Annotated in this window: 25 protein-coding genes; 3 read left to right on the top strand and 22 right to left on the bottom strand. The window is 57.5% G+C overall.

Going from position 1 to position 26,267, the window contains the following annotated elements:
- Positions 1-86: 86 nt before the first annotated feature.
- The 5 genes from gntU to EnteroDNA1_RS15425 form a co-directional block, all read right to left on the bottom strand.
- Positions 87-1,427, bottom strand: coding sequence for a gluconate transporter (gntU, locus tag EnteroDNA1_RS15445; protein ID WP_010436459.1), 1,341 nt, complete (start codon positions 1,425-1,427; stop codon positions 87-89).
- 3 nt (positions 1,428-1,430) lie between these two features.
- A complete protein-coding gene (gntK, locus tag EnteroDNA1_RS15440) occupies positions 1,431-1,958 on the bottom strand; it encodes a gluconokinase (RefSeq protein WP_058842052.1) in 528 nt (175 codons plus the stop codon).
- Positions 1,959-2,084: 126 nt separating this feature from the next.
- Positions 2,085-3,080, bottom strand: coding sequence for a gluconate operon transcriptional repressor GntR (gene gntR / locus EnteroDNA1_RS15435; RefSeq protein ID WP_021242747.1), 996 nt, complete (start codon positions 3,078-3,080; stop codon positions 2,085-2,087).
- A 101-nt stretch (positions 3,081-3,181) separates the two neighbouring features.
- The gene (locus EnteroDNA1_RS15430) at positions 3,182-3,877 is read right to left on the bottom strand and encodes a pirin family protein (RefSeq protein ID WP_003861565.1); all 696 of its coding nucleotides are present in this window, start codon (positions 3,875-3,877) and stop codon (positions 3,182-3,184) included.
- Between the two features lie 122 nt (positions 3,878-3,999).
- Positions 4,000-5,037, bottom strand: a complete 1,038-nt coding sequence (locus EnteroDNA1_RS15425) for an oxidoreductase (protein ID WP_069303525.1) — start codon at positions 5,035-5,037, stop codon at positions 4,000-4,002.
- A gap of 256 nt (positions 5,038-5,293) precedes the next feature.
- On the opposite strand from EnteroDNA1_RS15425, the gene yhhY reads away from it, so the two are divergent.
- Complete coding sequence (gene yhhY, locus EnteroDNA1_RS15420; protein ID WP_033144400.1) at positions 5,294-5,782, top strand: N-acetyltransferase; 489 nt, start codon at positions 5,294-5,296, stop codon at positions 5,780-5,782.
- Positions 5,783-5,870: 88 nt separating this feature from the next.
- Here yhhY and ggt read toward each other — a convergent pair whose 3' ends face one another.
- On the bottom strand, positions 5,871-7,616 hold the full coding sequence (ggt, locus tag EnteroDNA1_RS15415) for a gamma-glutamyltransferase (protein WP_073001667.1): 1,746 nt from the start codon (positions 7,614-7,616) through the stop codon (positions 5,871-5,873).
- Positions 7,617-7,739: 123 nt separating this feature from the next.
- Here ggt and EnteroDNA1_RS15410 point away from each other — a divergent pair, with 123 nt between their 5' ends.
- Positions 7,740-8,117 (top strand): DUF2756 family protein, encoded by a 378-nt coding sequence (locus tag EnteroDNA1_RS15410; RefSeq protein ID WP_045888353.1) that lies wholly within the window; start codon positions 7,740-7,742, stop codon positions 8,115-8,117.
- Here EnteroDNA1_RS15410 and ugpQ read toward each other — a convergent pair.
- The 10 genes from ugpQ to livK form a co-directional block, all read right to left on the bottom strand.
- Positions 8,101-8,847, bottom strand: a complete 747-nt coding sequence (gene ugpQ / locus EnteroDNA1_RS15405) for a glycerophosphodiester phosphodiesterase (protein WP_069303524.1) — start codon at positions 8,845-8,847, stop codon at positions 8,101-8,103. The genes EnteroDNA1_RS15410 and ugpQ overlap by 17 nt on opposite strands.
- On the bottom strand, positions 8,844-9,914 hold the full coding sequence (locus tag EnteroDNA1_RS15400; protein WP_064672996.1) for a sn-glycerol-3-phosphate import ATP-binding protein UgpC: 1,071 nt from the start codon (positions 9,912-9,914) through the stop codon (positions 8,844-8,846). The genes ugpQ and EnteroDNA1_RS15400 overlap by 4 nt, the downstream gene beginning before the upstream one ends.
- A gap of 1 nt (position 9,915) precedes the next feature.
- Positions 9,916-10,761 carry a sn-glycerol-3-phosphate ABC transporter permease UgpE gene (ugpE, locus tag EnteroDNA1_RS15395; protein ID WP_069303523.1) on the bottom strand — a complete coding sequence of 282 codons (846 nt, stop codon included), beginning with the start codon at positions 10,759-10,761 and terminating at the stop codon, positions 9,916-9,918.
- The gene (ugpA, locus tag EnteroDNA1_RS15390) at positions 10,758-11,645 is read right to left on the bottom strand and encodes a sn-glycerol-3-phosphate ABC transporter permease UgpA (RefSeq protein ID WP_033144396.1); all 888 of its coding nucleotides are present in this window, start codon (positions 11,643-11,645) and stop codon (positions 10,758-10,760) included. The genes ugpE and ugpA overlap by 4 nt, the downstream gene beginning before the upstream one ends.
- A gap of 127 nt (positions 11,646-11,772) precedes the next feature.
- Positions 11,773-13,089: a sn-glycerol-3-phosphate ABC transporter substrate-binding protein UgpB gene (gene ugpB / locus EnteroDNA1_RS15385; protein ID WP_069303522.1), complete on the bottom strand. Its 1,317-nt coding sequence runs from the start codon at positions 13,087-13,089 to the stop codon at positions 11,773-11,775.
- Between the two features lie 349 nt (positions 13,090-13,438).
- On the bottom strand, positions 13,439-14,152 hold the full coding sequence (livF, locus tag EnteroDNA1_RS15380) for a high-affinity branched-chain amino acid ABC transporter ATP-binding protein LivF (protein ID WP_008500102.1): 714 nt from the start codon (positions 14,150-14,152) through the stop codon (positions 13,439-13,441).
- 1 nt (position 14,153) lies between these two features.
- Positions 14,154-14,921 (bottom strand): high-affinity branched-chain amino acid ABC transporter ATP-binding protein LivG, encoded by a 768-nt coding sequence (gene livG / locus EnteroDNA1_RS15375; RefSeq protein WP_023310024.1) that lies wholly within the window; start codon positions 14,919-14,921, stop codon positions 14,154-14,156.
- A complete protein-coding gene (livM, locus tag EnteroDNA1_RS15370; RefSeq protein WP_023310023.1) occupies positions 14,918-16,195 on the bottom strand; it encodes a branched chain amino acid ABC transporter permease LivM in 1,278 nt (425 codons plus the stop codon). The genes livG and livM overlap by 4 nt, the downstream gene beginning before the upstream one ends.
- Positions 16,192-17,118 carry a high-affinity branched-chain amino acid ABC transporter permease LivH gene (livH, locus tag EnteroDNA1_RS15365; protein WP_008500099.1) on the bottom strand — a complete coding sequence of 309 codons (927 nt, stop codon included), beginning with the start codon at positions 17,116-17,118 and terminating at the stop codon, positions 16,192-16,194. The genes livM and livH overlap by 4 nt, the downstream gene beginning before the upstream one ends.
- A 46-nt stretch (positions 17,119-17,164) precedes the next feature.
- Positions 17,165-18,274, bottom strand: a complete 1,110-nt coding sequence (gene livK / locus EnteroDNA1_RS15360) for a high-affinity branched-chain amino acid ABC transporter substrate-binding protein LivK (protein ID WP_069303521.1) — start codon at positions 18,272-18,274, stop codon at positions 17,165-17,167.
- Positions 18,275-18,698: 424 nt separating this feature from the next.
- Between livK and panM the strand changes: the two genes are divergently transcribed.
- Positions 18,699-19,082, top strand: coding sequence for an aspartate 1-decarboxylase autocleavage activator PanM (panM, locus tag EnteroDNA1_RS15345; protein WP_023334145.1), 384 nt, complete (start codon positions 18,699-18,701; stop codon positions 19,080-19,082).
- A 177-nt stretch (positions 19,083-19,259) separates the two neighbouring features.
- On the opposite strand, the gene livJ is transcribed toward panM, so the two are convergent.
- From livJ to ftsY, 6 genes are all read right to left on the bottom strand, one after another.
- Positions 19,260-20,360 (bottom strand): branched chain amino acid ABC transporter substrate-binding protein LivJ, encoded by a 1,101-nt coding sequence (livJ, locus tag EnteroDNA1_RS15340; protein WP_072163886.1) that lies wholly within the window; start codon positions 20,358-20,360, stop codon positions 19,260-19,262.
- A gap of 197 nt (positions 20,361-20,557) precedes the next feature.
- Positions 20,558-21,823 (bottom strand): 4-aminobutyrate--2-oxoglutarate transaminase, encoded by a 1,266-nt coding sequence (locus EnteroDNA1_RS15335; protein WP_069303520.1) that lies wholly within the window; start codon positions 21,821-21,823, stop codon positions 20,558-20,560.
- 136 nt (positions 21,824-21,959) lie between these two features.
- Positions 21,960-22,817 (bottom strand): RNA polymerase sigma factor RpoH, encoded by an 858-nt coding sequence (gene rpoH, locus EnteroDNA1_RS15330; protein ID WP_033144392.1) that lies wholly within the window; start codon positions 22,815-22,817, stop codon positions 21,960-21,962.
- A 251-nt stretch (positions 22,818-23,068) separates the two neighbouring features.
- The gene (gene ftsX / locus EnteroDNA1_RS15320) at positions 23,069-24,124 is read right to left on the bottom strand and encodes a permease-like cell division protein FtsX (RefSeq protein WP_032662628.1); all 1,056 of its coding nucleotides are present in this window, start codon (positions 24,122-24,124) and stop codon (positions 23,069-23,071) included.
- On the bottom strand, positions 24,117-24,782 hold the full coding sequence (ftsE, locus tag EnteroDNA1_RS15315; protein ID WP_025758973.1) for a cell division ATP-binding protein FtsE: 666 nt from the start codon (positions 24,780-24,782) through the stop codon (positions 24,117-24,119). Before ftsE ends, ftsX begins: the two co-directional genes overlap by 8 nt.
- A gap of 2 nt (positions 24,783-24,784) precedes the next feature.
- A complete protein-coding gene (ftsY, locus tag EnteroDNA1_RS15310; protein WP_047059433.1) occupies positions 24,785-26,245 on the bottom strand; it encodes a signal recognition particle-docking protein FtsY in 1,461 nt (486 codons plus the stop codon).
- Between the last annotated feature and the right edge of the window lie 22 nt (positions 26,246-26,267).

Here is a 26,267-nt window from a genome sequence, read left to right as displayed (position 1 = left end):
CCGGCCTGGCGTTCTGCATAATATAAAGGCCCGGTAAGCGTTAACGCTACCGGGCCTTATTTTTGAGCCTTGTTAAATCACCGCATTCAGCTCAGCAGTGTGAAAGCAATCATCCCGACAATGGCACCCGTCGTGCCAAGGATGGTTTCCATCAGCGTCCAGGTTTTCAGGGTTTGCGCTTCGGTGGCGCCGGTAAATTTACCGAACAGCCAGAAGCCCGCGTCGTTAACGTGAGAGACCACAATCGAACCGCCCGCGATACAGATAGACAGCGCGGCCATCTGCGCACCGGAGTAGTTCAGCTGTTCAATCACCGGCATCACCAGACCCACGGCGGTTAAGCACGCCACGGTTGCGGAACCCTGGATGATACGCACCGCCGCAGCCAGCACGAAGCAGGTGACCGCAATCGGCAGGCCCATCCCGGTCAGCGCTTCGCCCAGAGCCGGGCCCACGCCGGAATCCACCAGCACCTGCTTGAACACGCCGCCAGCGCCGATCACCAGCAGGATAATGCCCGCCGGCTGCAGCGCGGCACCGCAGATCTCCATCACCCGGTCTTTCGGCATTCCCTGACGCATCGCCAGGCCGTAAATCGCCACCAGACAGGCCACCAGGATCGCCGTGAACGGATGACCGATGAACTCGAACCATTCGTAGGCGCTGGAACCCACCGGCACAAAGCGCGCGGCGATGGTTTTCAGACCCACGAGAACCAGCGGGAGCAGGATCAGCGACAGGCTGAAGCCGAAGGACGGCATTTTGCCCTCGCCGAGGTGCGGCTCGGTGATGTCATCCGGAATGTGTAGCTCAACGTAACGGCTGATGAAGTTGCCCCACAGCGGACCGGCAATAATCATCCCCGGGATTGCCGCGCACAGGCCAATCAGGATCATCCAGCCAAAGTCGGCGTGCATCTGGGACGCCAGCAGCATCGGCGCAGGCCCCGGCAGCAGAAACGCTGCGGCTGCGGCCACGCCCGCAAACAGCGGAATAACCAGCTTCACGAGGTTAGTGCCGGTATGGCGCGCCATGGAGAACGCGACGCTTATCAGCAGCACTACGGCCACTTCGAAGAACAGCGGCAGCGCGCAAATCAGGCCAGCCAGACCAATCGCGTAGTGCGCGCGGCTGTGGCCAAAGGATTTCAGCATCTTGACGGCAATCTGGTCGACCGCGCCCGTCTCGTGCAAAATCTTGCCAAACATCGCGCCAAGGGCGACCACAATCGCCAGGAAGCCCAGCGTGCCGCCCATCCCTTTTTCCATTGTCGCGGCGATCTTGTCGAGCGGCATACCGGAAAAGAGACCTGCACCTATAGAAACCACCATCAAAGCGACAAAAGCGTGCATACGCGCCTTCATCACTAAAAACAGCAGCAGCAACACGGAACCCACTGCTGTCAAAACTAGCGTTAATGTACTCAAAACTTACTGCCTTTTATTAATGACCTCGATGGTGCTGGCAACAACACCTTCCAGTGACTGATCGATATCAACCACTAAGACGTCTTTCTCATCATCACCCGGCTCCTGCAGCGCTTCGAACTGCGTCACCAGCATCTGGGTTTTGAAGAAGTGACCTTTACGCGCCTTCAGGCGGCTTTCAATCACCTCGAAGTCCCCTTTCAGGTAGATGAAAGAGAGGTTCGGGTTACCGTCGCGCAGCAGGTCGCGGTAGGTTTTTTTCAGCGCAGAGCAGACAATCAGGGAGACTTTGTTGGTACGCTGCATGGCGAACGCGGCGTCATTCAGCGCCTGCAACCACGGTTTGCGGTCGTCGTCGTTCAGCGGCTCGCCTGAGGCCATTTTCATGATGTTGCTGCGCGGATGGAGGAAGTCGCCATCAAGGAACGCAGCCTGGAGTTGATGCGCCACTTCGCTGGCTACGGCTGATTTCCCGCTACCGGAAACGCCCATCAGGACGTAGACGTGGTGATCGTGATTAGTCGTGCTCAAAGGGTGTCCCTCAGTCAATTGTTACGGGTAACAGTTATCGGTAACATTGTCCTGCCGGGGCAAAAGAGAAGCAATATCCAAACGTGCGCGAAGTGAATAAGTGTGAGCTACTTCAAATTTGTCAGTTCAAATAGATCCACCCGGTGACAAGGTGAAACCTAAATCTAACATTTTTGGGGTAACCGTCTCGCCACGAATGCGCGCCAGCAGGCGTTCTGCGCCAATGCGGCCCATACGTTCACGCGGGGTCAGGACGCTCGCGAGACGCGGCTCCATCACCTGGCCAATGTCGTGGCCGTGGAAACCGGCAATTGCCATATCATCAGGGATCTTGAGCCCCAGACGCTGGCACTCAAACGCCGCGCCGACCGCAAGGTCATCGTTGGTGCAGAAAATACCGTCCAGTTGCGGATACTCGCGTCGTGCCTGACGCATCAGCTCAATACCCGACGTATAGGAAGAGGACTGCTCCACCATCACGCTGTACGGGGTTAGGTTCGCGTCGAGCATCGCCTGCTCGTATCCCTTCTGTTTGATGATAGTACGTTCATCAAGACGCGCACCCAGATAGGCGATATGACGATGCCCACGGGCGATGATGGCCGCCGTCATCTGGCGCGCCGCTTCGAAGTTATCGAACCCCACGGCGATGTCGAGGCACGGCGACTGGCTGTCCATCAGCTCCACCACCGGGATACCGGCCACTTCAATCATTTTGAGCGTGCGGGCAGTGTGGGTACGTTCCGTTAAAATCAGGCCGTCGATGTTCCAGGAAAGCATCGATTCAAGACGTTCCTCTTCCAGTTCCGGCTTGTACCCGTAGTGGGCGAGCATGGTTTGATAGCCAAAAGCATCGGTGACGCTTTCAATGCCGCGCAAAACTTCGGCGAAAACCTGGTTGGTCAGGGAAGGAAGCAGGACGCCCACCGCACGGCTGGTCGCATTGGAGAGAATATCCGGCGCGCGGTTGGGGATATAACCCAGTTCATCAAGGGCAGCGGCAATCTTGCCACGCAACGCCACGGAAACCTGTTCCGGGTTACGTAAAAAACGGCTGACCGTCATTTTGGTCACACCGACGCGATCGGCGACATCCTGAAGTACGGGGCGTTTCTTTTTCATCGTCCTGAGAAATCTTGAAGTGAGAGATTTGCTCAGTTTATCACGGACAAAGCTCATCCTTCCCCTGTCAAAGGGAAGGATGGGCATTTATTTATGATTTATTACACCGGCGGCAGGTCAAACAGCAGAATTTCACTTTCGCTGTCGGCATGCACGGAAAGCGCCTGCTCATCCCAGACGGCGAGGCCATCGGCGGTTGTCGCTTTGGTGCCGTTGATAGACACTTCACCTTTCACCACCTGGATCCAGACGCGGCGGTTGGCGGCAATCTGGTGCACAGACTGTTCGTCTTTCGCCAGCGCCCAGCGGTACAGCTCCATATCCTGATGCACCTTCAGGGAACCTTCACGCGCATCCGGGGACAGCACCAGCTGTTTGCCCTGTTTCGCGTCGAAGCGGCGTTGTTCGTAGCGTGGCGTGATGCCGGTCTCTTCTGGAATGATCCAGATTTGATACAGGTGCAGTTTTTCCGTTTTGCTCGGGTTGTACTCGGAGTGACGCACCCCGGTACCCGCGCTCATAATCTGGAACTCGCCCGCCGGAACCTGCTCTTTGTTGCCCATGCTGTCCTGGTGTTCCACCGCCCCTTCCAGCACATAGGTCAGGATTTCCATGTCTTTGTGCGGGTGGGTACCGAAGCCCTGGCCTGCATCAATCACGTCGTCGTTAATCACGCGCAGTGCGGAGAAGCCCATGAAGTTCGGGTCGTAGTAGTCGGCAAACGAGAATGAATGCCATGAGTCCAGCCAGCCATGATTCGCGTGACCACGTTCGTTTGCTTTGCGTAAGTAGATCATTGTTTCACCCTCTGTTCGTTTCGATGGAGTAAGTGTGGACGCAAACCGCCTGGGATCATAGAGGGTGAAAATTGACTCCTCTGTTCAAAAATTATGAACAAGCGCAGAGGAGCCGTTTTTGCTTATTTCGCGAGGGTTACCGTGGCAGGAGAAGCCTGCTCGAAGGCCCGTTCGAGGATTTCCAGGTTGGTCAGAACGTCAGATTCCTTGACGTAATTCGGCGAGCCGGTTGTGAGGGTTTCGTATAGCGCATCGTAGACGCGGCCATAGTCGCCAATTTCCGGTTTCAGCTCTTCCCTGACCGTTACGCCCTCATCGTTCACATACTCCAGCACGCCCACGGAATTATCCGCCGCAAAGCCCGGTTCACCCGGCATGATGTTGGCCTTCAGGCTGGTCTCCTGCTGGTCGATGCCGTACTTAATGAACGATCCTTTGGTGCCGTGAACGATAAATTTCGGATAGTCGATTTTCACCAGATGGCTGGTTTTGACGATGGCCTTCAGGTCGCCGTAGAACAGCTGCGCTTCAAAGGTGTCGTCCGGGTTGGCTTTATTACGCAGGCTGCGGATGTCATACGTCACGTGGTCCGGTCGGCCAAACAGGGAGATGATCTGGTCCATCGTATGCACGCCCAGACCATAGAACGAGCCGTCCTGCGGCAGGCCGGGTTGGGTTTCCGCCACCGGACGGTAGTAATCGAAGTGGCTTTCGATTTCCACAATGTCGCCCAGCTTGCCGCTTTCAATCGCCTTTTTCGCCGTCAGGAAGCAGCTGTCAAAGCGACGGTTCTGATACGGCGTAACGGTCAGGCCTTTACTTTTCGCCAGCGCGAACAGCGCTTTTGCTTCGGCGATAGTTGGGGTGAACGGCTTTTCCACCAGCACGTTTTTACCCGCTTCCAGCGCGCGTTTCGCATAGTCAAAATGGCTGTCGGCGTGGGTGCAGACAACAACCAGTTTGACCTGCGGATCGTTAAGTACTTCATCAAGAGCGCTGGTGAAATGGATATGGGAATACTGCGGGGATTGCTCTTCCGGCTTCGCGCGGCGGCGGAAGATGTGCGCGACGTGCCAGCTGTGTTTACGGTTGAGAACATACGGCAGGTGGTAGCGGGTCGTACTTTTACCAAATCCAATAAATGCGCAATGTAGTGTCATGGCTCAGTCCTTTTGGAAGGTTACTGAGTCTAACCATAACAAAAAAAAAGCCAGCTAAAAGCTGGCTAAAGTAATACTGGAAGCAATGTGAGCAATGTCGTGCTTTCAGGTTCCCGTAGCGGTCTTCCTGAATGCAGAGCAATAATAATCATTCTCATTCGCACTTGTCCAATACTTTTTGCAAAAAATAGCGGTTGACTCAAATTTTAAAGTCATTGATGTTGAAAGGGACGTTTAACTGACTGAGGAATAAGGAATGAGTGAGATAGTGATACGCCATGCGGAACCGAAAGATTATGACGCCATTCGTCAGATCCACGCCCAGCCGGAGGTGTACCACAACACACTACAGGTTCCTCATCCCTCTGAGCAAATGTGGCAAGAACGGCTATCCGACCAGCCCGGCATCAAGCAGCTCGTCGCCTGCATAGAAGGTCATGTCGCCGGCCATCTGTGCATCGTCGTCGCGCAACGCCCGCGCCGCAGCCATGTGGCTGATTTTGGGATTTGTGTCGGCGCGCAGTGGCAAAACCGGGGCGTTGCCAGCGCTCTGATGCGCACTATGATTGATATGTGCGATAACTGGCTGCGCGTTGACCGCATTGAGCTGACGGTATTTGTCGATAACGAACCGGCGATTGCGGTGTACAAAAAACACGGGTTCGAAATTGAAGGCACCGGCAAACGCTATGCCCTGCGCAACGGTGAATATGTGGACGCGTATTATATGGCGCGAATGAAGTAGTTTGTTGCCCTCACCCTAACCCTCTCCCACCGGGAGAGGGAATGAAAAACGTAGGCCGGGTAAGGCGAAGCCGCCACCCGGCAAACCATCAATACCCCGCCGACAAATCATCCACCGACCGCGGATCCGACGCGCCAAACAGCGCCCCGTCCGGCCCGACCATAATGCTCTGGGTGCTGCCCATCGCCTCCTTAACCGCCACCTTCTGCCCGCGCTGTTCAAGCAGCTTGATGGTGTCCGGGCTAAAGCCCTTCTCCACGCGCAGCTCGTCCGGCAGCCACTGGTGATGGAAACGCGGTGCGTTGGTCGCTTCGGCGACGTTCATCCCAAAGTCGATGCTGTTCACCACCATCTGCAGCACGGTAGTGATAATACGGCTCCCGCCAGGGCTGCCGGTCACCAGCCAGGTTTTCCCGTCTTTCACGACAATGGTGGGCGACATGGACGACAGCGGGCGCTTCTTCGGCCCTACCGCATTCGCATCGCCGCCCACCAGCCCGTAGACGTTCGGCACGCCCGGTTTGGCAGAGAAGTCATCCATCTCGTTGTTCAGCAGAATACCGCTGTTGCCCGCCACAATCCCGGTGCCGAAGGTGGTGTTGAGCGTGTACGTCACCGCCACCGCGTTACCGTCTTTATCCACCACCGAGAAGTGGGTGGTCTGGTTGCTTTCGTACGGCGCCAGCTTGCCGGGGCGGATCTCGCTCGACGGTTTGGCCTTGTTGATATCAATCTGATCGGCAATGGATTTGGCATACGCCTTGTTGGTCAGCGCCTGCCACGGCACCTTTACAAAGTCCGGATCGCCGAGATATTCCGACCGGTCGGCGTAGGCGCGTTTTTCCGCTTCCGCCATCACCTGCATGGCGTCCGCGCTGCCGAAGCCGAACTTGTGCATATCGAAGTTTTCGAGAATATTGAGGATCTGCACGATGTGGATCCCGCCGGAGGACGGCGGCGGCATGGAGAAGACCTCGTATCCGCGATAGGTACCGCTAATCGGCTCGCGCTCCACCGCCTTGTATTCCGCCAGATCCGCTTTGGTGATGAGCCCGCCGTTCTTCTGCATCTCTTCGGCAATCTGGTCGGCAATTGCCCCTTTGTAGAAGGCGTCCGGACCGTGCTCAGCAATCAGCTCCAGGCTTTTGGCGAGGTTCTTCTGCACCAGCCTGTCGCCCTTCTTCAGGGGCTCACCGTCTTTCCAGAAGATGGCCTTGCTGTTTTCGTGATTCGGAATGACTTCGCTGCCGTAGGTCTTGAGATCGTCCGCCAGCGCATCGTTTACCACAAAGCCGTCGCGCGCCAGCTTGATCGCAGGCTGCACCACCTTGTTTAGCGGCATCGTGCCGTATTTTTCCAGCGCCAGCGAGAAGCCCGCAACGGTGCCCGGCGTGCCGGTAGCGAGGTGCGAAGTCAGGGATTTTTTGCTGTCAGGGTTACCCTGATCGTCGAGGAACATATCGCGGGACGCCTGAGAAGGCGCCATTTCGCGGAAATCGATGGCGGTGGTTTTGCCGTCTTTAGTGCGCAGCATCATAAAGCCGCCGCCGCCCAGGTTCCCCGCCTGCGGATGCGTCACCGCCAGCGCATAGCCGACGGCGACCGCTGCATCCACCGCGTTACCGCCCTGCCTGAGAATATCGACGCCCACTTTTGTTGCCAGCGCATCCACTGACGCCACCATGCCATGGGTTGCCCGCACGGGATGAAAAACATCTTCCTCCACGCCGTAAGAGACCGGAGGCGCCGCTGGCGGGTTGGCCGCCACGCTAAATGTACCGCCTGCCATCAGCGCGGCGATGGCGACCCAGCGCAAAAACGTTGGTTTCATCATTATTGTTCTCCAGGTGAAGGGATCCATATTCCCCGCTTAAGCCTGGTTCACAACTCCTAAAAAATCATCGTCATGGTGAAATCGGGGTAAACTTAAGAGAGACCTCAAAAGGAGGAAATGACAATGAAACGCTTATGGATCCTTACGGCGCTGATCCCGTTTGCCGCGCTCGCACAGCCACTCAACACCCTGAACAACCCGAACCAGCAGGGTTACGTTATCCCGAGCCAGCAGCGTATGCAGACGGAGATGATGAGCCAGCAACAGCAGCAGAAAGGGATGCTTAATCAGCAGCTTAAAACGCAGACCCAGATGCAGCAGCAAAGCCTGCAAAATCAGATGAACGCCAACACCCAGCGCGTGCAGCAGGGGCAGGTGCGCGAGCAGCCGCTGCCGAATAAAAACGGCGGGATGTTAGGGGGAATGACGTCGTCAGGCAGCGGTCAGCAGCACATGCTGCCGCCGCAGTCGAATGGCAGCATGCTTAATCCGCAGAACTAAAGTCCGGGCCGATCAGGTCGATTGCATCGGTACAGATGCTGTCCACGCCCCATCGCAGCAGTTCGGCTGCGCGCTGGGGTTTGTTAACCGTGTAGACCAGAATATGCAGGCCTGCGTCCTTCAGCATCTTCACCCGCGCCTCATCCAGCAGCCTGTGGTTGAGATGGATAGAAACGCACGCTAAGCGTGTCGTCAGCTCGCGCCAGTCCTCGCGCCACTCGTCAAGCAGCAGCCCGCGCGGCAGCTCCGGTACGGCCGCCTGTGCGGCCTCCAGCGCATCGATTTCAAATGATGACAGCAGCGGCGCAGTCATCCCTTCCCACAGTTCGCGCGCGGCCAGGGCAATGACTTTGCCCGTCAGCGGCCCGGTGCCGGTGGTCGGTTTGATTTCGATATTGGCCATCATGCCGTGCTGGCGACAGCGGTCCGCCACGTCCGCCAGCAGCGGCAGCGGTTCGCCTTTGAATTCGCCGCTGTACCAGCTTCCGGCATCCACCTTCAGCAGATCGCGCCACGGCAGCTCGCCCGCCACGCCCCAGCCGTTGCTGGTGCGTTCGAGGTTATCGTCATGCAGCAGGAAAATTTCGCCGTCTTTCGACAGCTTGGCGTCGAACTCGATCATCGTGTGACCGTAGCGCGCGCCAACGTCAATCGCCGCCAGGGTGTTCTCCGGCGCCAGCTTACCGCCGCCACGGTGGGCGACGACGTGGGGATAAGGCCAGTTGCTCATACTCGTTGTCCTGTTTCACCGTCAAACAGGTGCAGATGGTTTTCCGGCAGGTGCAGCCACAGCGTGCTGCCTGCTTTCGGACGCTCCTGATGTGCCAGGCGCACCACCATTTTTTGCTCGCCCCAGCGCCCGTGCGCCAGGTTATCTGCACCCAACATCTCCAGCGTGTCCATCACCAGCGGCACGCCGCCGTCCGCCTGAGAGGTTAAACCAATATGTTCCGGGCGGATACCGAGCGTCATCTTACGCCCGGCGTAGCCACGATAGTACCAGTTGATCGGCAATGCCATCCCGCTTTCCAGCTCAAAATGCGTGCCCGCGCTGCTGATACGCCCTTCCAGCAGGTTCATTGCCGGGCTGCCGATAAAGCTCGCCACAAAGCGGGTGGCCGGTTTCTCGTACACTTCCACCGGCGTGCCAATCTGCTCGGCGATGCCTTTGTTCATCACCATCACGCGTTGGGCGAGGGTCATGGCTTCGACCTGATCGTGGGTCACGTACAGGGAGGTGGTGTTCAGGCGACGGTGCAGCTGCTGCAGCTCAAGACGCATCTGCACGCGCAGCTTGGCGTCGAGGTTAGACAGCGGCTCGTCGAAGAGGAATACCGCCGGATCGCGCACGATGGCGCGCCCCATTGCCACGCGCTGGCGCTGGCCGCCGGAGAGCTCGCGCGGGCGGCGCTTCAGCAGTCCGTCCAGCTCGAGAATGCGTGCCGCTTCTTTCACGCGCTCGTCGATATGGCCTTTGCCCATGCCGCGGATTTTCAGCCCCCAGGCCATGTTCTCTTCCACGCTCATGTGCGGATAGAGGGCGTAGTTCTGGAACACCATCGCGATGCCTCTGTCTTTCGGCTCCATCTCGGTGACGCGCTGACGGTCAATCCAGATATCCCCGGAGGTCACGCGCTCCAGCCCCGCCACCATGCGCAGCAGGGTGGATTTGCCACAGCCGGACGGGCCGACCATCACGATGAATTCTCCGTCCGCCACGTCGAGCGTCAGCGGCTGAATAACCTGGGTTTTGCCATCCCAGCTTTTGGTTACTGCCTGAAGTTTTAAACCTGCCATCTTATTTCTCGCTATCGACCAGGCCGCGGACAAACGCGCGCTGCATGGCTAAAACAATGACTACGGGTGGGATAAGGGTGAGCAGCATCGCCGCCATCACCTGGTTCCAGAGGGTGGTGCCTTCGCCGGTGGCGATCATGCCTTTGATGCCCGCCACGGCGGTACCGAGGTTAACGTCCTGAATAATCAGCAGCGGCCACAGGTACTGGTTCCAGCCGTAGATAAAGGTGATCACAAACAGCGCTGCAAGGTTGGTTTTCGACAGCGGCAGCACGATGTCCCTGAAGAAGCGCATCGGCGACGCGCCGTCGATGCGCGCCGCTTCAATCAGCTCGTCCGGCAGGGTCATAAAGAACTGGCGGAACAGGAAGGTGGCGGTCGCCGAGGCCATCAGCGGCAGGGTTAAGCCCGCGTAGCTGTCGAGCATCTTCAGGTTGGCAATCACTTCTACCGTCGGGAAGATACGCACCTCTACCGGCAGCATCAGGGTGATAAAAATCATCCAGAAGAAGAGGTTACGCAGCGGAAAGCGGAACCAGACGATGGCGAAGGCCGAAAGCATCGACACCGTAATTTTGCCGACCGTAATGCCAAACGCCATGATGAAGCTGTTGAGCATCATCAGCCAGAACGGCGCGCTGTTGGCGCCCACGCCCTGAGTCCAGATGGTCTTCATGTTCTCGAACAGATGCCCGCCGGGGATCAGCGTCATCGGCGTGTCGAACACCGCTTTGGTGTCCAGCGTGGCGGCGACAAACGCCACGTACAGCGGGAAGAGGATGACGATAATCCCAAAAATCAGCATGGTATGGCTGAAAATCGTCAGCCCGCGACGGTTCTCAATCATTGGTAGCGCACCTTACTTTCGACATAGCGGAACTGCACCACCGTGAGGATGATGACGAGGAACATCAGCACGACCGACTGCGCGGCAGAGGCGGAGAGATCCAGACCGGCGAAGCCTTCGCGATAGATCTTATAGATAAGCGTCGTGGTCGCCTGCACCGGGCCGCCTGCGGTCGCCGCGTCGATCACCGGGAAGGTGTCGAAGAAGGCGTACACGAGGTTAACCACCAGCAGGAAGAAACTCACCGGGGCGATCAGCGGCAGCGACAGCCTGAAGAAACGACGAATGGGCCCTGCGCCGTCAATCGCCGCGGCTTCCACCAGCGAGCGCGGAATGGACTGCAGCGCGGCAAAGAAGAACAGGAAGTTGTAGCTGATCTGCTTCCACACCGAGGCGAACACCACTAGGAACATGGCCTGACCGCTGTTCTGAGCGTGGTTCCAGTCGTAGCCGAACTCTGCCAGGAAGTGGGTAATCAATCCGCGACCGGGGTTAAACAGGAAGATCCACAGTACGGCGGCGACGGCGGGAGCCACGGCGTAAGGCAGCAGCATCAGGGTTTGATAAATACGGCTGCCGCGCACCACGTAGTCCACCAGCGCGGCGAAAAACAGCGAGGCAACCAGACCGCTGACGGTCACCAGCGCGCTAAACTTCATCGTCGTCCAGAAGGAGTCCAGATAGTAGCTGTCGTGGAACAGCGCGGTAAAGTTGTCCAGGCCAACAAACTGGCTGGAAAGCCCGAACGGGTCGACGCTTTGTACCGAGTACCACAGCGCTTCGCCCGCAGGCCAGATAAAGAAGATAACGGTGATGACCAGCTGCGGTGCGACCAGAAGATAGGGCAGCCAGCGGGAACGAAACACCGGACGGGATGATGACATAGGTTTGCTCTGTAGGTATTCACCCCTCACCCCGTCCCTCTCCCCATAGGGGCGAGGGAGAAAAGACGGCTCCGCGCAGTCCCCTCTCCCCTATGGGGAGAGGGTTAGGGTGAGGGGCAGGTTTGAATTACGATTTGGTCGACTGCTCAAAGCGGCGCAGCAGCTGATTCCCGCGCTCTACCGCAGAGTCCAGCGCCTGCTGTGGCGTTTTCTTACCGGTCCACACGCTTTCCAGCTCCTCATCCACGATGGTACGGATCTGCGGCATGTTGCCCAGACGCAGGCCCTTGGTGAACGGCAACGGCGGCTTGTTCAGCATCTGACGCGTCGCAATGTCCGCCCCCGGGTTCTTGCTGTAGAAGCCCTGCTCGCGGGTCAGGTCGTACGCGGCTTTGGTGATCGGCAGGTAGCCGGTCTTCTGGTGCCACTCGGCGGCGTTTTCAGGCTTCGCCAGGAAGTCGAGGAATTCGGCTACGCCTTTGTAGGTGCCCTTGTCTTTACCCTGCATCACCCACAGGCTCGCCCCGCCGATGATGGCGTTCTGCGGCGCGCCCTTCACGTCAGCGTCGTACGGCATCATGCCCACGCCGTAGTTGAATTTGGCGTAGTGACGGATATCCGCCAGCGAGCCGGAAGAGGCGGTGGTAATGGCGCAGTCGCCGTTGTAGAACTTCTCGGTGGATTCGTCTTTACGTCCGAAGTAGCTGAAGTCGCCCTTCTTGTTCAGATCGGCAAGCAGCGCGATATGCTTCACCTGCTCAGGCTTGTTGAACTCCAGGACCGCGTCGGTGCCGTCGAAGCCGTTGTTTTTGGTCGCCACCGGCAGGCCGTGCCAGGCGCTGAAGTTTTCAATCTGGATCCAGCCCTGCCAGCCGCTGGCGTAGCCGCACTTCATCCCCGCCGCTTTCAGCTTCGCGGTGTACTCCGCCAGGTCCTGCCAGGTTTTGGGCGGCTGCTCCGGGTCTAAACCGGCTTTTTTGAAGGCGTCTTTGTTGTAGTACAGCACCGGCGTGGAGCTGTTAAACGGCTGGGATAGCAGGTGGCCGGTTTTGGAATCGGTGTAGTAACCCGCTACGGTCGGCACGAACTGCGACTCGTCGAAGTTGAGGCCCGCTTCTTTGAACACTTCATAGACCGGTTTGATGGCTTTGGAGGCCATCATGGTGGCGGTACCCACTTCATAAACCTGCAACAGCGCCGGTGCGTTACCGGTACGGAAGGCGGCGATGCCCGCGCTCAGGCTCTGCTCGTAGTTGCCTTTGTACACCGGCACAATTTTGTAATCCGGATGGGTGTCGTTGAAACGCTGCGCCAGGGAGTCAACTTCTTTACCCAACTCCCCTTCCATGGAATGCCAGAACGGAATGGTCGTGACAGCCATTGCGTTCGTCGCAAAAGCCAGACCCAGTGCCAGACCCAAAGCTGTGTGTCGTAACGATGTCATTGTCATCTCTCTTATTGTGCCGGATGCGCGATATCACGCGTTTTATGCTCGCGAGGTAACATGACATGCTCGAATTACAGAAAAATAACTGTTTGTTTACAGATAAGTGACAGCCAGGCGTCAGGGGGATGATGGTTGTGTGAAAGGGGCTGGGGGGTGGTTTGGGTGTGGTCTGGTGCCCTCACCCCGCCCTCTCCCACGGGGAGAGGGAGAAAACACTAAAAAAGGCAACTTGCGTTGCCTTTTTGCTTTTACCTCGTGCGGTCTGGTGCCCTCACCCCGCCCCTCTCCCACGGGGAGAGGGAGAAAACATTAAAAAAGGCAACTTGCGTTGCCTTTTTGCTTTTACCTATCCGCCCAGATACGCGCTCCGCACCGCTTCGTTCGCCAGCAGCGCGTCGCCGGTATCCTCCAGCACCACGCGGCCGTTCTCCAGCACGTAGCCACGATCGGCGAGCTTCAGCGCCTGGTTGGCGTTCTGCTCGACGAGGAAGATGGTCATCCCCTCTTTGCGCAGCTGCTCGATGGTGTCGAAAATCTGCTGGATGATGATCGGCGCCAGACCGAGCGACGGTTCGTCCAGCAGCAGCAGGCGCGGCTGGCTCATCAGCGCGCGGCCAATCGCCAGCATCTGCTGTTCACCGCCGGACATGGTGCCCGCACGCTGGATGCGGCGCTCCCACAGGCGCGGGAAGAGTTCATATACCCACTTGATGCGGGTCTGGTATTCATCGCGGTGAGCGAAGAACCCGCCCATCGCCAGGTTCTCCTCCACCGTCATGCGGGAGAAGACGCGGCGCCCTTCCGGAACAATCGCCACCGCCTCGCGCATGATTCTGGCGGTCTGCCAGTCGGTAATGTCTTTACCATCGAACACAATCCGCCCGCTGGTGGCGCGCGGGTCGCCGCACAGGGTGCCGAGCAGCGTGGTTTTGCCCGCGCCGTTGGCGCCAATCAGGGTCACGATTTCACCCTGATTGATATGCAGGCTGACGTCGTGCAGCGCCTGGATCTTGCCGTAGTGCGCGTTGACCTTGTCGAACGTTAACATCGCTTTTTCCATCTTATGCCTCACCAAGGTATGCACGGATCACGTCCGGGTTGTTGCGGATCTCTTCCGGCGTGCCGTTTGCCAGCGGCGTGCCCTGGTTTACCACGTAGATACGGTCCGAAATGCCCATCACCAGCTTCATGTCGTGCTCAATCAGCAGGATGGTAGTGTCGTGACTATCGCGCAGCTCGGCAATCAGCTCGTCCAGCTCTTTGGTCTCTTTCGGGTTGAGCCCTGCCGCCGGTTCGTCGAGCATCAGGATTTCCGGCTGCGTCACCATGCAGCGCACAATCTCCAGACGACGCTGGTCACCGTAGGCCAGATTGCTCGCCTGACGGTTGGCGTGCTGCAGCAGGCCAATTCGGTCGAGCCAGGTGGCGGCGCGGTCAAGCGCTTCATCCTGCGCGCGGCGGAAGGCCGGGGTTTTCAGCAGGCCGGAGAACAGCCCGGTTTTCAGCTGCTGATGCTGGGCCACCAGCAGGTTCTCAATCACCGTCATCTCGCGGAACAGACGCACGTGCTGGAAGGTACGCACCACGCCCATACGGGCGATCTGCTGGCCCGGCAGCCCTTCCAGGTGCTGGTCGCGCAGCATGATGGTACCGCCCGTCGGCTTGTAGAAGCCGGTCAGGCAGTTAAAGACCGTGGTTTTCCCTGCGCCGTTCGGACCAATCAGGGAGACAATCTCTTTCTTGTGCAGATCCAGATTCACGTTGTTGACCGCCAGCAGGCCGCCAAAACGCATCATCAGGCCGTTAACGGATAATAATGGCTGACTCATGCCTGCTCTCCTTTCGCTTGCCCGTTCTTCAGCTTCAGCTGTGGACGGGTCATCGGCAGCAGACCCTGCGGACGCCAGATCATCATCAGCACCATCAAACCACCCAGCATCAGCATGCTGTATTCGTTAAAGTCGCGCATCAGCTCGCGCGAGACCACCAGCAGGATGGCCGCGAGGATAACGGCGAACTGCGAGCCCATCCCGCCGAGCACCACAATCGCCAGCACAAAGGCGGATTCGGCGAAGGTGAACGATTCCGGGCTAACGAAGCCCTGACGCGCGGCAAACAGCGTTCCGGCGAAACCGGCAAACGCGGCGCTGATGGTGAACGCGGTCAGCTTGATGCGGGTCGGGTTCAGGCCCAGGGAGCGGCAGGCAATCTCATCTTCACGCAGCGCTTCCCACGCGCGGCCCAGCGGCATGCGCAGCAGGCGGTTGATCACGAACAGGGTAATCACCACCAGCAGCAGCGCCACCAGATAGAGCCAGATCACGCGGTCGGACGGGTCATACTTCACGCCGAAGAAGTTGCTGAAGGTATCCCAGCCGCCTTCGCGGGCGGTACGGCTGAACTCCAGCCCGAAGAAGGTCGGTTTCGGGATCTGGCTGATGCCGTTCGGGCCGCCGGTCACTTCGGTGTTGTTGAGCAGCAGGATACGGACGATTTCACCGAAGCCTAAGGTCACAATCGCCAGGTAGTCACCGCGCAGGCGCAGCACCGGGAAGCCAAGCAGGAAGCCTGCAGCGGCAGAGACCAGCCCCGCCAGCGGCAGGCAGGTCCAGAAGCCGAGACCGTAATAGTGGTTCAGCAATGCGAAGGTATAGGCGCCGATGGCGTAGAAGCCGCCGTAGCCCAGCACCAGCAGGCCCGAGAGCCCCACGACCACGTTCAGACCGAGGCCGAGAATCACGTAGATCATGGTCAGAGTGGCGATATCCACGGTGCCACGCGACACCACGAACGGCCACGCCACGGCGGCCACCAGCAGCGCCACGAGGAACAGCTTCTGCTTAACAGTAGAACCGTCGATTGCCGGCAGGACGAATTTCGGACCGGAGACGTTTTTCAGCGTCTTCTGGAACAGCGGACGCAGCAGCTGGAACAGGAACACTACGGCCGTGCCGATAAATACCCACTGCCAGCGGATGTCAGCTGCGGTATCGACAACCAGTTTGGTGCCATTCAGCTCAAGCTGGACGCCCATAAAGACGCTGGCCAGCACGAAGAACATGGCGGCAGAGAGCAGCGCCATTGCAAAATGCATCGGTTTCATACTTTCTCTACCTCCGGACGGCCCAGAATACCGGTAGGCATCACCAGCAGAACCAGAATCAGCAGGGCAAACGACACCACGTCTTTATACTCCGTGCTCAGGTACGCCGAGGAGAGCGCTTCGGCCACGCCCAGGATCAGGCCGCCGATCATCGCGCCCGGAATACTGCCGATACCGCCCAGGACCGCCGCGGTGAAGGCTTTCATCCCGGCCATGAAGCCGATGTATGGGTTGATCACGCCGTAGAACTGGCCGAGCAGGACGCCCGCCACCGCCGCCATCGCGGCGCCAATCACGAAGGTCAGGGCAATCACGCGGTCGGTGTTGATGCCGAGCAGGCTCGCCATCTTCAGGTCTTCCGCGCAGGCGCGGCAGGCGCGTCCCATACGCGAGTAGCGGATGAACAGCGTCAGGGCGAGCATCGCAATAAAGGTCACGACCCAGATAACCAGCTGCATGGTGGTGATAGAGGCCGCGAAGTTTTCGCTGGCCCCCACAATCCACTGGCCGTTAAACAGGCTTGGCAGCGCCACGTCGCGCGAGCCTTCGGTCAGGCTGACGTAGTTTTGCAGGAAGATCGACATCCCGATCGCGGAAATAAGCGCAATCAGGCGCTTGGAGCTGCGCACCGGCCGGTAGGCCACGCGTTCAATGCTCCAGCCGTAGGCGCTGGCAATCACGATCGCGCCGACAAAACCGGCGGCGACCAGCAGCCAGCTGCTGTCGATGCCCATCATCATCAGGGCGGCGATAATCATAAAGGAGACGTAGCTACCGATCATGTACACCTCGCCGTGGGCGAAGTTGATCATGCCGATAATGCCGTAAACCATCGTATAGCCGATGGCGATCAGCGCGTAGGTGCTTCCCAGCGTAACGCCGTTAAACATCTGCTGCAGGAAATAGAGAAACTGCTCGGACATATGCAAACCTTTTTATACCCGCCCGTCATGCCGGGCGGTGGGATAATTATTTGGCGGCCGAGGATGAACCGTCGGCGTGCCACTTAAAGACACCAAACTCAAATCCCTTCAGATCGCCTTTCTCATCCCAGTTCAGCGGCCCAATCACGGTGTTCGCCCCGTGTGCTTTTAAATCTTTCACCAGATCCAGCGGTTCTTTGCTGCCGGAGCGATCCAGCGCGGTGGCCAGAGACTGTACGGCCGCGTAGGTGATCCAGACGTACGGACCACTCGGATCTTTCTTCTGCGCCTTGAGCGCATCCACGATAGCCTTGTTGGCCGGATCCTGGTCATAGCGTTTTGGCATCGTCACCAGCATGCCTTCGGCAGAATCCCCCGCGATGTTTGACAGAGAGGCATTGCCCACGCCCTCTGGCCCCATAAACTGGGTTTTCAGACCGGTGGCGCGCGCCTGACGCAGCATCTGCCCCATCTCCGGGTAATAGCCGCCGTAGTAAACGAAATCGATATTCTCTTTTTGCACACGGGCAATCAGCGCGGAGAAGTCTTTCTCACCGGCGGTAATGCCGTCGAAGAAGACGATGTTCGCGCCGCCTTTTTTCAGGCCGTCCTGCACGGAGCGCGCCAGGCCTTCGCCGTACTGCTGTTTGTCATGAATAATAGCAATGCGCTGTGGCTTAACGGTCTCGAGGATGTATTTGGCGGCGGTGGGACCCTGCGAGGAGTCCAGACCGGCGGTACGCATAATGTGCTGGTAGCCGCGCTGGGTCAGCTCCGGGTTCGTTGCGCCAGGGGTGATCATCAGAATGCCTTCGTCTTCGTAGATATCAGACGCCGGCTGCGTGGAGGATGAGCACAGGTGGCCGATCACATACTGAATACCGTCGTTGACGATTTTGTTGGCGACCGCGACGGCCTGTTTCGGATCGCAGGCGTCGTCATATTCCACGCCCACCAGCTTGTCGCCTTTGATACCGCCCTTGGCGTTGATGTCTTTGATGGCCTGACGCGCGCCGTTAAACTCCATGTCACCCCACTGGGCAACAGGGCCGGACATCGCCCCCACTACCGCAACTTTAATGTCGTCTGCCATAGCGGCATGCGAGATCGACAGTGCGACCATCCCCGCGATTAACGTCTTCGCGTTCCTTTTCATCTCTGAATCCCCATTCGTGATGTCGTGTTTATATTTTGTTTTATTATGGTTAAAAAGCATTCTGTACTTTTAATGAACAACGCTATTTTTACCAGTGCCTTTAATGGCTTAGCGCAGTTTTTTGTCAAAAACCAGACTAAAATCTCTATTTTTCAGGCGATTAAGCAAAGATAATATTCTGAAATCAGGCAGAGATAAACAAATAAAAGTGCAGTTTGCAGCATAAAATAACGGTACAAAGCGCCGAATAAATCACTACCGTTCAGGTTAAAATTCTGCTTATTTTTCGATCCATGTGTTTTCAAACTGCCCATCGCGTTGCCAAAAAACTAATCACCTGGTTAATGAGAATAAAAAGAGGAAGCCGCTGAGTGAATAAATTGAGTACACTGCCCCTACTCAATCTGATTTGGACAAGTGGCTAATGAAACTGACTATCGTGCGTCTGGTGACCTTTAGCGACCAGGATCATATCGACCTGGGCAAGATCTGGCCGGAATATTCCCCTTCGTCGCTGCGCGTTGATGAGACCCACCGCATTTATGCCGCGCGTTTTAACGAACGCCTGCTGGCAGCGGTTCGCGTAACCCTGAGCGGTACGGAAGGGGCGCTGGACTCGCTGCGCGTGCGTGACGTCACCCGTCGTCGCGGTGTGGGACAGTATTTAATTGAAGAAGTGATCCGCGAAAACCCGAGCGTGACCTCATGGTGGATGGCTGACGTGGGCGTGGAAGACCGCGGCGTGATGGCGGCGTTTATGCAGGCGTTAGGGTTTACGGCGCAGGAGAGCGGTTGGGAGAAGCGCTAAAAGAAAGCCGGGTGGCGGCTGCGCCTTACCCGGCCTACATTATCTGCCGCATTTTCCCAAGCATTTCGTGTTGCAGGAAGGCGGCAAGTTATGAAATCCCCGGGAGCTTACATAAGTAAGTGACCGGGGTTGAATAACGCAGCCAACGCACCTGCGGCGCGAAAGGCGACGGGAAAATTATTTGGCGTCTGTCGCCGTACCGTTAGCATGCCAGTCAAACACGCCGAACTCGAAGCCCTTCAGGTCGCCCTTCGCGTCCCAGGAGAGTGGTCCCATGACGGTCTCGACGGTATTCGCTTTCAGCCAGGTGGCAATCTCAGCCGGATCGGCTGACTGGTTCAGGCCCGCCTGCAGAGACTGCAGCGCCGCGTAGGTGGTCCAGACGAACGCGCCGCTTGGATCCTGTTTCTTCGCCTTGATGGCATCTACGATAGGTTTGTTCGCAGGAACCTGGTCGTAGTTCTTCGGTTTGGTTACCAGCAGGCCTTCGGCTGATTCACCCGCAATGTTAGACAGGGAAACGTTCGCCACGCCTTCCGGGCCCATAAACTGGGTTTTCAGGCCCGCAGCGCGCGCCTGGCGCAGGATCTGGCCCATTTCCGGGTGGTAGCCACCGTAGTAAACGAAATCAATATTCTCTTTCTTCAGACGCGCCACCAGGGTGGAGAAGTCTTTCTCACCGGCGGTGATCCCGTCGAAGAACACCACGTCGGCATTCGCTTTCTTGAGGTTATCCTGCACTGAACGCGCCAGACCTTCACCGTACTGCTGCTTGTCATGAACGATGGCAATGCGCTTCGGCTTCACTTTTTCAACGATGTATTTCGCCGCGGTTGGGCCCTGGTCAGAGTCCAGACCGGTGGTGCGCAGGGTCAGCTTGTAGCCGCGCGCGGTCAGCTCCGGTGCGGTCGCTGCCGGGGTGATCATCAGAATACCTTCGTCTTCGTAGATGTCAGACGCAGGCTGAGTCGAGGAAGAGCACAGGTGACCGATAACGTATTTGATCCCGTCGTTCACCACTTTGTTCGCGACCGCGACCGCTTGTTTCGGGTCACAGGCATCATCATATTTTACGATCTGCAGTTTTTCGCCCTTGATACCGCCCTTAGCATTAATGTCTGCAACCGCCTGTTCAGCGCCGGTAAATTCCTGGTCGCCGTACTGTGCTACCGGACCGGACATTGCGCCAACCACAGCCACCTTGATGTCTGCCTGTGCCATGGTGCTGAATGCCAACGCGATACATCCTGCCAGTAACGCTTTACCCTTCATGTTCATCCTGAGATTCCCCATTATTATGGTTATTACGATTGTTGTGATGTTGTTGTGCAGCGCTTTATGTCAGTTATAGGTGTGCTGTCCGCGCTTTTTCAGCATACTCTGCTAAAACATACCCGATTTTTATGATTTTGGAATAGCTAATTTGAAATGAATATATGATAAGCCCGGCAGGGATTTTCGCCGGGCATGCGGCTTTAACGTGTCAGCGACGCGGAGATAATGTCCAGCGCTTTACGGAACTGCGCTTCAGGGATAGTCAGCGGATACAGGAAACGAATGACGTTGCCGTAGACGCCGCAGCTCAGCAGCAGCAGTCCTTCCTGCAACGCGCGCTCCTGCACCTGTCGAGTAAATTCCGGCGAAGGCTGGCCCGTTTGCGGGTCGTTAAACTCCACCGCCACCATCGATCCCTGCGCGCGAATGTCAGCGATATACGGGCAGTGTTCCTTCGCCTTGTTCAGCACTTCCACCAGGTGATGGCCAAGATGCGCCGAGCGCGTGCAGAGATCCTCTTCATCAATCACGTCGAGCACGGCATGCGCCGCCGCAATCGCCAGCGGGTTCCCGGCGTAGGTACCGCCCAGCCCGCCCGGTGCAGGGGCGTCCATCACCTCCGCACGGCCCGATACCGCTGAGAGCGGCATCCCGCCCGCCAGGCTTTTCGCCATGGTGATCATATCGGGCTTCACGCAGTGGTGTTCCATCGAGAACAGCTTGCCGGTACGGGCAAAGCCGCTTTGCACCTCGTCGGCAATCAGCAAAATACCGTGGGTGTCGCACAGGGCGCGCAGCGCCTGCATAAAATCAGCTGGCGCAATGTTGAAACCGCCCTCTCCCTGAACCGGTTCGAGAATAATGGCCGCGACCTGGTCGGGTGCGATATCCGCTTTAAAGATGCGTTCCAGGCTTTTCAACGCTTCCGCCGTGCTGACGCCGTGCAGTTCATTCGGATACTGCGCGTGATACACCGAACCGGGGAACGGGCCAAAGCCGAGCTTGTACGGCGCAACTTTGCCGGTCAGCGCCATGGTCATAAAGGTGCGGCCGTGGAACGCGCCGCCGAAGGTGATAAGGCCGGGACGTTTGGTGTACGCTCGGGCAATTTTGACCGCGTTTTCGACCGCCTCAGCCCCCGTGGAGAAGAACGCGGTTTTGGCCGGACCGTCAACGGGCACGCGCTGGTTGATGCGCTCGGCAAGTGTCACATAGCCTTCGTACGGCACAATCTGGTACGCCGTATGGGTAAACGCGTGGAGCTGTTTTTCAATCGCGGAAATGACTTTTGGATGGCGATGGCCGGTATTCAGCACCGCGATCCCGGCGGCGAAGTCGATGTACTCGTTACCTTCCACGTCCCACACCGTGGCGTTTTCAGCTTTATCAGCATAGAAGTTACACATCACGCCGATGCCGCGCGGCGTCGCCTGTAAACGCCGGTCGTTCAGTTCGTTATTTTTCACCCTGTCCCCCTGAGAAAGTCGCCTGCTTAGCGCATCAGTAAGTGTTTGCCAGGGGGAGGGAATTCGCCAGAGCGGGCGCTAAAAAAACAAAACCCCCGGACTTTCATCCAGGGGTTCTCGGTGTACTTCGCGGAAATTACGCTTCGATAGCGGCGCGAAGTTTTTTCATGGCGTTCTTTTCAAGCTGACGGACACGTTCCGCAGAAACGCCGTAGCGGTCGGCCAGCTCCTGCAGCGTGGACTTGTTGTCTTCGTCCAGCCAGCGGGCGCGGATAATATCCTGGCTACGCTCGTCGAGGCCTTCCATCGCATGGGTCAGCTTGTTCGCGGCCTGATCTTCCCAGTTATCCTCTTCGATGCCGTCAGCAAAGTTAGAGGTTTTATCCTGCAGATACAGAACCGGCGCCATCGGCTGGCTGTCAGATGCGTCGTCGTCGGAGGACATATCAAAGGTCATGTCCTGCGCGGCCATACGGGATTCCATCTCACGCACGTCTTTGCTGGATACGCCCAGCTCGCGCGCCACCATTTCCACTTCATCCTGATTGAACCAGCCCAGACGCTGCTTGGCTTTACGCAGGTTGAAGAACAGTTTGCGTTGCGCTTTTGTCGTGGCGACTTTCACGATACGCCAGTTGCGCAGCACGTATTCATGAATTTCTGCTTTGATCCAGTGCACAGCGAAGGAGACGAGTCGCACACCCACTTCCGGGTTAAAGCGACGCACAGCCTTCATCAGGCCGATGTTACCTTCCTGAATCAAGTCCGCCTGCGGCAGGCCATAGCCCGCATAGTTACGAGCAATGTGAACAACAAAGCGCAGGTGAGACAGGATCAGCTTTTTCGCTGCTTCCAGATCGCCCTGGTAATGCAGCTTTTCAGCAAGCTCCTTTTCTTCCTCGGCCGTTAACATCGGCCAGGTGTTCGCAGCCCGGATATAAGATTCCAGGTTACCAACAGGGGCTAAAGCTAAAGTTTGCATTTCTTTGGTCATTCATTCCTCTCAATGTTTCTTCTGGTCCTGGTCGTCCCCGTCAGGCAACAACCATGCCAAAGCGTTTGAGCAACGAGATTAGCATTCACTCTTTTATCAGACAGTGATTTTATCCACAAGTTCCAGGTGCAACGGTGAATAAATTACGCACAAATTGTGACATGAAGATGATAACAGGGGAAGCGACAACAGGGACGCTTTCCCTGCAGAGCGAGCATCTCGGTGCAGGGAAAGATTATATCACGCTTTTATTAGTCGGGAGTAAAGTGACGTAAATGTTGAACGGTTGCCAGCCAGGCTGCCACCCACCCAATCATCGAACAAACCAGCAGCAGCAACAGGCACTCATCGAAGCCTAAGCCACTGATATCAAACTTCGTTCCGAAAACCTGCGCCACTTCAGTCACGGCAGAAGAGAGCCGCATCACCAAAATTTCTGACAATATCAGTGAAAGAAATGCACCGGAAAAACCGAGCAATGCGCCACCGTAAAGGAACGGTCGGAGGATGAACCCATCCGTCGCACCAATCAGTTTCTGCACGTTAATGGTATCGCGACGGGCAAAGATGCTCAGGCGCACGCTGTTACCGATGACGAGGAAGACCGCCGCCACCATCAGCACGCCAATCATCGCCGCGACGCGTCCTACCAGCCCGGTCAGGGCAGCAAGGCGCGCAAACCAGCTGTCGTCCATGCGCACTTCATCAATGCCCTTAATGCGCGTGATGCGATCGCGCAGGGTGTTAAGCGAATCGGTCCCCTGGAAATCCAGCTTCGGGATCACCACCGCCACGGCGGGCAGCGGGTTCTCTTCGAGCATATCCAGCGCGCCGCCAAAACCAGACCAGTTACGGAACTCGCCCAGCGCGTCTTCACGGGAGAGATAGTTGACCTTCTCCACGCCCTGCTCGGCCTGGATTTGCCCGACCACCTGTGCCGCGGCGTTATCGTCGAGCGCTTTATCCATATAGACCGTGATCTGCGGAGACGGATAATACTGTGAGGCCGCCTGGTTGACGTTTTTATAGACCATATAGCAGACGCTTGGCAGCGTCAGGGAGATGGCGATCACCATCACCGTCAGGAACGTCGCCAGCGGTTTGCTTTTCAGGTCCTGCAGCGCGCCGTGGAAGGCGTAGCGCACCTGCTCGTTAAACACGTTGGTTTTACGGGAGGCCGGTTTTGGCGCGGCCTTCTGGCGCTTCGGCGCATTACGATTGCCGTCACCACCGCCCTGCGGCTTACGGAAACGGTCAAACCGGTTTCCGAACTGCCGAATCTGGTTTATTGCATCACGCTTATTCACCGTGGCCTCCGTGCAAATGCCCGTCGCTCAGGGTCAGCATGCGGTACGAACGACGGGAAATGAGCCCGATGTCGTGCGTGGCCATCAATACGGTGACTCCTACGCGGTTGAATTCCTCAAACAGACGCAAAATCCCTTCTGACAGGGCATCGTCCAGGTTACCGGTTGGTTCATCCGCCAGCAGTACGGCAGGCTTGTTCACCACCGCGCGGGCGATGCCCACGCGCTGCTGCTCACCGCCGGAGAGCTGGATCGGGAAGTTCTTCGCTTTGTCCAGCAGCCCGACCTTATCCAGCGCCGCAGAAACGCGGCGGCGGATATCGTCATAGCTGGCGCCGGCAATAATCAGCGGAATGGCCACGTTATCGAAAACGGTGCGATCCATCAGCAGGTGGTGATCCTGGAAAATCATGCCGATCTGACGACGCAGGAACGGCACTTCGCGGTTTTTCAGGCGGCTGATCTCATGGCCGCCGAAAAAGATTTTCCCGGCGCTTGGCCGCTCGATCCCACAGATAAGCTTGAGCAGGGTACTTTTCCCCGCGCCGGAATGGCCGGTCAGGAATGCCATCTCGCCCGGCTGCAGGTGGAATGTTACCCCCTGCAGCGCTTGTCTCCCACCGAGATAGGCCTTGCTGACGTGTTCAAAGCGAATCATTGTTAGTCCTCTCGGGCAAATAATGCCTCAATAAAGTCGTCCGCTTTAAACGGACGCAAATCCTCAATACGCTCGCCCACACCGATGTAACGGATAGGAATACCGAACTGATCGGCCACGGAGAAGATCACCCCGCCTTTCGCGGTGCCGTCCAGCTTGGTCAGCGCGATCCCCGTCAGTCCTACCGCTTCATTGAACAGCTTCGCCTGGCTGATGGCGTTCTGTCCGGTGCTGGCATCAATGGTCAGCATAATTTCATGCGGCGCGTCTTCGTCCAGCTTCTTCATGACGCGAACGATTTTCTTCAACTCTTCCATCAGGTGCGATTTGTTCTGCAAACGCCCTGCGGTATCGGCAATCAGCACGTCCACGTTGCGCGCCTTCGCCGCCTGGATGGCATCGAAGATCACGGACGCAGAATCCGCGCCGGTATGCTGGGCAATCACCGGAATGTTGTTGCGCTGGCCCCAAACCTGCAGCTGCTCAACCGCAGCCGCGCGGAAGGTATCGCCCGCCGCCAGCATCACCGATTTGCCCTGCTGCTCGAACTGACGCGCCAGCTTGCCGATGGTGGTGGTTTTACCCACGCCGTTCACGCCAACCATCAGAATAACAAATGGCGTTTTGCCTTCAATATTAAGCGGTTCGTCAACTTTTGCGAGAATTTCACCCATCTCGTCTTTCAGCAGGCCGTACAGCGCTTCGGCGTCGCGCAGCTGTTTGCGGCTCGCCCCTTCGGTCAGATTGGCGATGATCTTACGGGTGGTTTCCACGCCGACGTCCGCAATCAGCAGCTGTTCTTCCAGCTCTTCGAAGAGATCGTCGTCGATCTTCTTGCCGCGGAACAGACTGATAAATCCGGAACCTAAGTTTTCTTTGGTTTTGAGCAGGCTGCGCTTCAGGCGCGCGAAGAAACCTTCTTTGGTCGGTTTTTCCTGCTCCTGGACGCTCTCTTCTTCGGCCTGCTCTTCTACCGGCACGACGATGACCGCTTCTTCCGCGGCTTCTGCCGCCAGCGCCTGGGCTTCCAGCTCTTCATCGGTCAGCTCTGGCTCGAGTGCCGCTTCTTCTTCCACCGCCTCAACGATTTCAACGGTTTCCGCTTCGGCCTGCCACTCCTCGGCAGACACCTCTTCGGCTTTCACCTCTTCCGGCAGCGGCAGCTCTTCGTGTTCGATAACGGCCTGCGGCGCTTCGGCAAGGGCCTCAATGACAACCGGCTCTGGCTTCTCGCTCTCCTGAACCTGTTCCGTAACCTCAACCACTTCTTCAGCAAAGGATTCAATCTCTTCTTTGCTGTGCGCCGTTTCTTCCGCTTCGACAACCGCGGCGGTTTCTACAGGCGTTTCAGGCTGCGACTGCTCTTCAACGGCTTGTTGCTCTTCGGTTTTCTGTTCTGTTTCTTGCTCTTTTTCACCGAAGCCCAGCCAGGAAAAGAAGCCACGTTTTTTTTGTTTTGCCATCTGCGACTACACTCCTCGCGGC

Source organism: Enterobacter sp. HK169 (assembly GCF_001719105.1).
GTDB lineage: Bacteria > Pseudomonadota > Gammaproteobacteria > Enterobacterales > Enterobacteriaceae > Enterobacter > Enterobacter asburiae_B.
This window is presented reverse-complemented; position numbering and strand designations above follow the sequence as displayed.

Coding starts and splice junctions, on each gene's coding strand:
- gntR (WP_021242747.1), bottom strand. CDS start 3,080: ATGAAAAAGAAACGCCCCGTACTTCAGGATGTCGCCGATCGCGTCGGT.
- EnteroDNA1_RS15430 (WP_003861565.1), bottom strand. CDS start 3,877: ATGATCTACTTACGCAAAGCAAACGAACGTGGTCACGCGAATCATGGC.
- EnteroDNA1_RS15425 (WP_069303525.1), bottom strand. CDS start 5,037: ATGACACTACATTGCGCATTTATTGGATTTGGTAAAAGTACGACCCGC.
- yhhY (WP_033144400.1), top strand. CDS start 5,294: ATGAGTGAGATAGTGATACGCCATGCGGAACCGAAAGATTATGACGCC.
- ggt (WP_073001667.1), bottom strand. CDS start 7,616: ATGATGAAACCAACGTTTTTGCGCTGGGTCGCCATCGCCGCGCTGATG.
- EnteroDNA1_RS15410 (WP_045888353.1), top strand. CDS start 7,740: ATGAAACGCTTATGGATCCTTACGGCGCTGATCCCGTTTGCCGCGCTC.
- ugpQ (WP_069303524.1), bottom strand. CDS start 8,847: ATGAGCAACTGGCCTTATCCCCACGTCGTCGCCCACCGTGGCGGCGGT.
- EnteroDNA1_RS15400 (WP_064672996.1), bottom strand. CDS start 9,914: ATGGCAGGTTTAAAACTTCAGGCAGTAACCAAAAGCTGGGATGGCAAA.
- ugpE (WP_069303523.1), bottom strand. CDS start 10,761: ATGATTGAGAACCGTCGCGGGCTGACGATTTTCAGCCATACCATGCTG.
- ugpA (WP_033144396.1), bottom strand. CDS start 11,645: ATGTCATCATCCCGTCCGGTGTTTCGTTCCCGCTGGCTGCCCTATCTT.
- ugpB (WP_069303522.1), bottom strand. CDS start 13,089: ATGACATCGTTACGACACACAGCTTTGGGTCTGGCACTGGGTCTGGCT.
- livF (WP_008500102.1), bottom strand. CDS start 14,152: ATGGAAAAAGCGATGTTAACGTTCGACAAGGTCAACGCGCACTACGGC.
- livG (WP_023310024.1), bottom strand. CDS start 14,921: ATGAGTCAGCCATTATTATCCGTTAACGGCCTGATGATGCGTTTTGGC.
- livM (WP_023310023.1), bottom strand. CDS start 16,195: ATGAAACCGATGCATTTTGCAATGGCGCTGCTCTCTGCCGCCATGTTC.
- livH (WP_008500099.1), bottom strand. CDS start 17,118: ATGTCCGAGCAGTTTCTCTATTTCCTGCAGCAGATGTTTAACGGCGTT.
- livK (WP_069303521.1), bottom strand. CDS start 18,274: ATGAAAAGGAACGCGAAGACGTTAATCGCGGGGATGGTCGCACTGTCG.
- panM (WP_023334145.1), top strand. CDS start 18,699: ATGAAACTGACTATCGTGCGTCTGGTGACCTTTAGCGACCAGGATCAT.
- livJ (WP_072163886.1), bottom strand. CDS start 20,360: ATGAACATGAAGGGTAAAGCGTTACTGGCAGGATGTATCGCGTTGGCA.
- rpoH (WP_033144392.1), bottom strand. CDS start 22,817: ATGACCAAAGAAATGCAAACTTTAGCTTTAGCCCCTGTTGGTAACCTG.
- ftsE (WP_025758973.1), bottom strand. CDS start 24,782: ATGATTCGCTTTGAACACGTCAGCAAGGCCTATCTCGGTGGGAGACAA.
- ftsY (WP_047059433.1), bottom strand. CDS start 26,245: ATGGCAAAACAAAAAAAACGTGGCTTCTTTTCCTGGCTGGGCTTCGGT.